Genomic DNA, 5,547 nt, shown 5'->3' with positions numbered 1-5,547 from the left:
GCACAATACAGCTTGAACCCTTTCATCCAATGTGTGTTTCATTACTTTCTCAGACATAATAAAAACTCCCTTTATAGTAGTAGAGATCTTTTATTATTTCTCTGTCTACTATAAAGGGAGCATATCATGCCCCCCCATGTCCCGCTATTTATATTTCCGTTCGCTTTGGGAGTCGTCTTTTGTTTTGTGTTTGTCTTTTTCATCTTCTTGTTCGATTTTCAGATCTTCAAGAGGTATGTCATCAACATGCTGCTGTTGTTTGAATTCATCGAGTTCGGTGCGGCGTTCTTCATTCCATTTTGGCTTCTTTTCTGGGACTTTTTCAAAATCTTTGTCTTTATCATTCATCCTGATCACCTCAGATTCCTTTTTTATTCACTTTTCCCACTTCAAGCTCGTATAAACATTAAAGGTGGATTAAAAGGGCTTCCTTGTTATAATGGTAAAAACAAATCTAATTACTTGGGTGGGAATAGCATGCGCGAATTTCAAGAGCTTTATTCTATAGAAGAAATCGATGACTTTATTCAAAGCAACAGCTTAGCGTTCCTCTTTATTTCACGGACCAATTGCAGTGTCTGTCACGCCTTGCTCCCTAAGGTGCAAATTCTGATGGAAGATTACCCCCAAATCCAGACAGCTCATATCAATGTTGATGATGTTGAAGCAGTGGCTGGGCGTTTTTCCATCTTTACCATTCCTGTTCTCTTATTGTTTGTGGAAGGGAAAGAATATATTCGGGAAGCTAGAATTGTCCATATGGATTTACTTGAGGAAAAGCTTGATAAAATATATAAAAACGTGGCTCTAGATTAATGCTTGAGCCACGTTTTTCTTATCTCTTTTCATCGACATTAAATACTTCCACGTTATAGACATGTGTTTCTTTCGGCGCGTCGGTAAGCTTGATTTCTCCCTCATAAACGATTTCACCATTTACAAGATCAACCTTAAACAACTTCTTCATCTGATTCCCATCTTCTCCTGCATTACTATAGAAATACAGATGATCTCCTTTGGTGTACACTCCGGAAAGCCCGCTAAGGATGTTCTCGTCAAAGCTGATTTCCTTTTCCTCTAGCAGCTTATTTTCTTGTAAATGATACGGATAATAGTTTATTCCATCTGAAGTAAACGTAATAAAGTAAAGTTCCTCACTTCCGACACTTTCATGATTGGTCGGATAGATTACTTCTTCTGTCGTATCTTGCTCTTCCTCCATGTATTCTTGCTCTGTCGACTCTTCTGCCATTGCAAATTCTTCTGGCACTTCAAATACTTGTTTTTTTCCAGTCTCTAAGTCATAAGTAAAATATTCTTCATCGACGACTTCTGAAGTGTGCATACCCTCATTCCATTCGATATACTCTGCTCTAACGATAATATTTTCTTGTCGCTTGAGCCCCATTCCATTGTTTAAAACAATAAAATGGCCATGAATGGTTCCTCCTGCAATTGCACCACGATCCTCAATCGTTTCATCTTGCAACGAAATTTGATAGATATGCAATTCCTTATCTTCCATTAAGTAGTTAGTCGTTGTCACATAAAGCATATCATCAAGAAGCTGAACGTGATCCACATAGATATGATCCGTTCCGTCACTATCGGGGATATCAAGCTTAAACGATTTTTTCTCCCGAATTTCCCGGTCCAATACATCTACCTCAAATTCAAACGAATCGTTAAAAAGTGCAGACGGCCCGACATATGCTATCTGCTCCGCGTCCTTACTATACAAATGCGGATCGACTTCTTTCCCTCTCATGAAACCTCGCTCTTCCTCACGTAGCTTTTCCATTTCCTGTGACTCGAAAAATTCATTAAACTGTTCCAAAAAATTACGCTCACTGGAATACGAAATTCCATCTGAACTAAGTCTAAATGATTCCCAAACAGAACTCTCATCTGCCACATAATTACCGTATATAATGATATCTTCACCGATTCCTTCATCATCTGAAACATTCACCAGCTCAAACTGCGGCAAACCTTCCTTGGCAATTGCGTGATGCACATATAAAACGCCAAATGTAATAACGATAAACAATGGCAGAATGACGATTTTCCAATATCTCTTCACAAAGCTCCCCTCCTATACCGTGACCTTTTTATTCAATAAATAATTGCTGACCCAAATGCTTGAGCCTGTTACAACAATCCATAAGATACCCTCTAAAATAAATAACTCCGTCGGGAACAAATAGTTTCTTCCAATAATAATTTCCACGACAAACGGCGCAAAAAAGACAACGAACGCTACAATCGCATAACCAACTCCGTATGCAATTCCTTTGAACCTGTAACTTCTTTCAAAAAGAATTGCCGTGAACAAAATAAACACAACCATAAAGCCAACCCCATAATGGATTAAAAATTGAATGAAGCTCGTTGGGATAATAACTGCTAACATAGACCCACCACTGTGTAACCCCCCGATTGACTCCATAATCCCTAAATCTGCCCGCAAATTTGCAGGAACCATCCACTTCAACATGCTGGACTCTACATTTAATAAAACAACCTGCAATGCGACAAGCCCAAGCACCATCAGAAAAATAGCACTCGCCTTCGCTAAATAAATATTAATTCTCGCGGTCGGGAGCATCAGAAGTCGGTAGATAAACGTATTCTTCCCCAACCAATCGCGATACCAGATGAAGAAAGAATAAATGATTAAAACTGCCACTGCAAAAGTAATTGGCAGATTAAACCATTGGGAATACTGTAAATTCAGTAAGCTTATCTCTCCGTAGTATTCAACAAATAGTTCTATTGAGGTTCCGTTCGTATAAACTTCTTCATTAAACATCTCTAAATAATCATTTGCAATAAGTGCCATCCCGATTAGCTGAGAAGCAACCGTAATCCCTGCAAGTATGAAATAGACTTTGATGAACCGGCCCAGCTCGAAATTCACCAGTTTCAGAAAATTATTCATCCGCGATAAACCTCCCTCATCACGTCAACTACCGATTTCCCTTCTACTTCCCGCATCTCTTCTGTAGCGAATTCCTTAAATACAATCCCGTCATCAAGGAGAACAACTTTATCGATGAGATGCTCGATATCGTTAATTTCATGGGTCGTAATAATAACGCCACGCTCCTCAACTAAATGACTGGTGAACACATCAGCAATCTGTTCCCGGCTGAAGATATCGATTCCGGAAAATGGCTCATCCATCAATAAATAATCCACATCAAGGGCAAGACCTAATAACAGATTCGCTTTCGCCACATTCCCTTTCGATAAACTGGAAATACGATCTTCTTTTTTCAATTTAAAAAACCGTAATAATTCCTCTGCCCGCTCGTTATTCCAGCTATCGTAAAAGTCCTGCATAAATTGCATCGCCTCACGGACTCGCATACGGGGGAGCATGGTGATCGCATCTGGAATGAAAGCAATTTTTTCATACGTTTCCTTCGTAAGCTTCTCACCATCAATCAGGATTTCTCCACTTGTCATGGGAGTGAGGTTTACGATACCGTTTAAAATTGTTGTTTTCCCAACTCCATTTACTCCAATCAGGCAAGTAATTTCCCCTTTATTCGCTGTGAAAGAAACACCTTGAAGCACATTTTTCCTGCCAAATTTCTTCGTCACATTCTTCACTTCGATCAACGCTGCTCCCCCCTTTGTTCTTCATATTTCGCTTGAATTAGCCCGATCAATTCGTCGATTGGAATATTGACTGGTTCAACAGCGGCTATCAAGCGATCCACTGCACCTTCTATTAGTTCCGTACGCAGATTACGTAATACTTGCTCATCTTTTGTAATGCGACTCGGATTATTTCCCTCTGTAAAAATCAAGCCCGCTTCCTCCATTTCCTTATATGCTCGTTGTGCCGTATTCGGATTAATTTTCAATTGATTCGCCAGCTCACGCCGGGATGGAATTTCTTGTCCCAGCTCATACTTGCCACTGGCAATCTGCTCTTTGAAATGCTGCACGACTTGTACGTATACGGGGTCCCGTTTATTAAACGTAATCTTCAATATAACCCTCCTCATTTCTTGAAGTTAATATCTTTTATGTATTAAACGCTTAATACACTGAGGGTATAATTGTGTATTAAGTAGTTAGTACATGAAGTGTAGACGGAGCGTATTACGCCATTAATACACCTGATACGCTGTATTATATGATTAATACAGATAACTGTCAATCCTATTTTCAAAAGTATTTTCTGTACTTCTTATCCTTTGAACCGCAATTGTTTATGGTACAATAGGCTTTATGTAAGATGGATCAATTAGAGATAAAGGGAGTTTATATAAAATGAAATTGGTTTCATGGAATGTAAATGGAATACGTGCTTGTGTACGTAAAGGTTTCTTGGATTATTTCGAGGAGATAGACGCAGATATCTTCTGTATTCAGGAATCGAAAGTACAAGCCGGGCAAATAGATTTGGACTTAAAAGGCTATCATCAATATTGGAACTATGCCGAGCGGAAAGGCTATTCCGGGACGGCTGTTTTTACAAAGGTTAAACCGATTAACGTTCGTTACGGCGTTGGCGAAGCGAATTCGGAAGTCGAAGGTCGTATCCTCACACTCGAATACGAAGGTTTCTATCTCGTTAACGTGTACACGCCAAATGCAAAGCGTGATTTAACACGACTTGATGAACGTTTGGAATGGGAAGATAAACTATTTGAATATCTGCGTGAACTTGATGCATCAAAACCCGTCATCTATTGCGGCGATTTGAATGTGGCACATGAAGAAATCGATATTAGAAACTTTAAAACGAATAAAGGAAATTCCGGCTTCACTGTGGAGGAACGGAGCAAAATGACGCGAATCTTGTCCAATGGTTTCATTGATACATTGCGGTATTTCCATCCGGATACGGAAGGAATCTATACGTGGTGGTCTTATATGCGTACAGTGCGGGAACGGAATATCGGCTGGCGGATTGATTACTTCATCGTTTCGGAACGGCTGAAAGATGCCCTCATTCAGTCCGTAGCACACCCGGAAGTGATGGGGAGTGACCATTGTCCGGTGATGCTGGAGTTGGATGAAAATCTAATTAAGTAATAGTTGGTTACGGGAAAACTTTACCAACTGAATGAATTTCATAATTACCTAAGTCGGCTATTCCATCACCATATGTAGTTGGGAACGAACCAACTCAACTACATATGGTGATGGTGAAGCATTAAATACGTATTATGAAATTCATTAAACTAACTACTATTTAAAGACAGCCAATAGTACTCATTGCTTCTTCCAAGCAATTACAAACGGCCTTTCAAAAAGCTCTATGTATGTTGAACTAAGTTTTTCACTCCTGTATAGGAGCGGGTCCATCTATTAGAAAGTTAGGGTGCTTTAAATTCGTTTTTGTCCGATGGAGCTCGTCTGTGAGACATTTTCACGGATATAGCAGACGATTTGTCTTTGAGAGATCGGCTATGAGACAATTTCACAAATATAGCAGACCATTTGTCTTTGAGAGATCAGCTATGAGACAATTTCACAAATATAGCAGACCATTTGTCTTTGAGAGATCGGCTATGAGACAGTTTC

The 5,547-nt window shown here is 39.6% G+C and carries 7 protein-coding genes; 2 read left to right on the top strand and 5 right to left on the bottom strand.

The features are described from left to right. Positions 1 to 144 precede the first annotated feature (144 nt). Positions 145 to 348, bottom strand: a complete 204-nt coding sequence (locus L3V42_RS17920) for a YczO family protein (RefSeq protein WP_235763923.1) — start codon at positions 346 to 348, stop codon at positions 145 to 147. Between the two features lie 129 nt (positions 349 to 477). On the opposite strand from L3V42_RS17920, the gene L3V42_RS17915 reads away from it, so the two are divergent. After that, complete coding sequence (locus L3V42_RS17915) at positions 478 to 816, top strand: thioredoxin family protein (protein ID WP_235763922.1); 339 nt, start codon at positions 478 to 480, stop codon at positions 814 to 816. A gap of 19 nt (positions 817 to 835) precedes the next feature. On the opposite strand, the gene L3V42_RS17910 is transcribed toward L3V42_RS17915, so the two are convergent. Genes L3V42_RS17910 through L3V42_RS17895 form a run of 4 tightly spaced genes read right to left on the bottom strand, consistent with a single transcriptional unit; the run spans position 836 to position 4,004 of the window. Next, positions 836 to 2,083 carry a hypothetical protein gene (locus L3V42_RS17910; RefSeq protein ID WP_238472621.1) on the bottom strand — a complete coding sequence of 416 codons (1,248 nt, stop codon included), beginning with the start codon at positions 2,081 to 2,083 and terminating at the stop codon, positions 836 to 838. A 12-nt stretch (positions 2,084 to 2,095) separates the two neighbouring features. Further along, the gene (locus tag L3V42_RS17905) at positions 2,096 to 2,941 is read right to left on the bottom strand and encodes a hypothetical protein (RefSeq protein WP_238472620.1); all 846 of its coding nucleotides are present in this window, start codon (positions 2,939 to 2,941) and stop codon (positions 2,096 to 2,098) included. Then, complete coding sequence (locus L3V42_RS17900; RefSeq protein WP_235763919.1) at positions 2,938 to 3,627, bottom strand: ABC transporter ATP-binding protein; 690 nt, start codon at positions 3,625 to 3,627, stop codon at positions 2,938 to 2,940. Before L3V42_RS17900 ends, L3V42_RS17905 begins: the two co-directional genes overlap by 4 nt. Beyond that, positions 3,624 to 4,004: a GntR family transcriptional regulator gene (locus tag L3V42_RS17895; RefSeq protein WP_238472619.1), complete on the bottom strand. Its 381-nt coding sequence runs from the start codon at positions 4,002 to 4,004 to the stop codon at positions 3,624 to 3,626. The genes L3V42_RS17900 and L3V42_RS17895 overlap by 4 nt, the downstream gene beginning before the upstream one ends. A gap of 283 nt (positions 4,005 to 4,287) precedes the next feature. Between L3V42_RS17895 and L3V42_RS17890 the strand changes: the two genes are divergently transcribed. After that, positions 4,288 to 5,055, top strand: a complete 768-nt coding sequence (locus tag L3V42_RS17890; protein ID WP_235763917.1) for an exodeoxyribonuclease III — start codon at positions 4,288 to 4,290, stop codon at positions 5,053 to 5,055. Positions 5,056 to 5,547: the final 492 nt, after the last annotated feature.

The sequence above is a fragment of the Oceanobacillus alkalisoli genome, from assembly GCF_022213125.1.
GTDB classification, from domain to species: Bacteria; Bacillota; Bacilli; order Bacillales; family Amphibacillaceae; genus Oceanobacillus; species Oceanobacillus alkalisoli.
The sequence above is the reverse complement of the archived record's forward strand: the minus strand, read 5'-3'. Positions and strand labels throughout refer to the sequence as shown.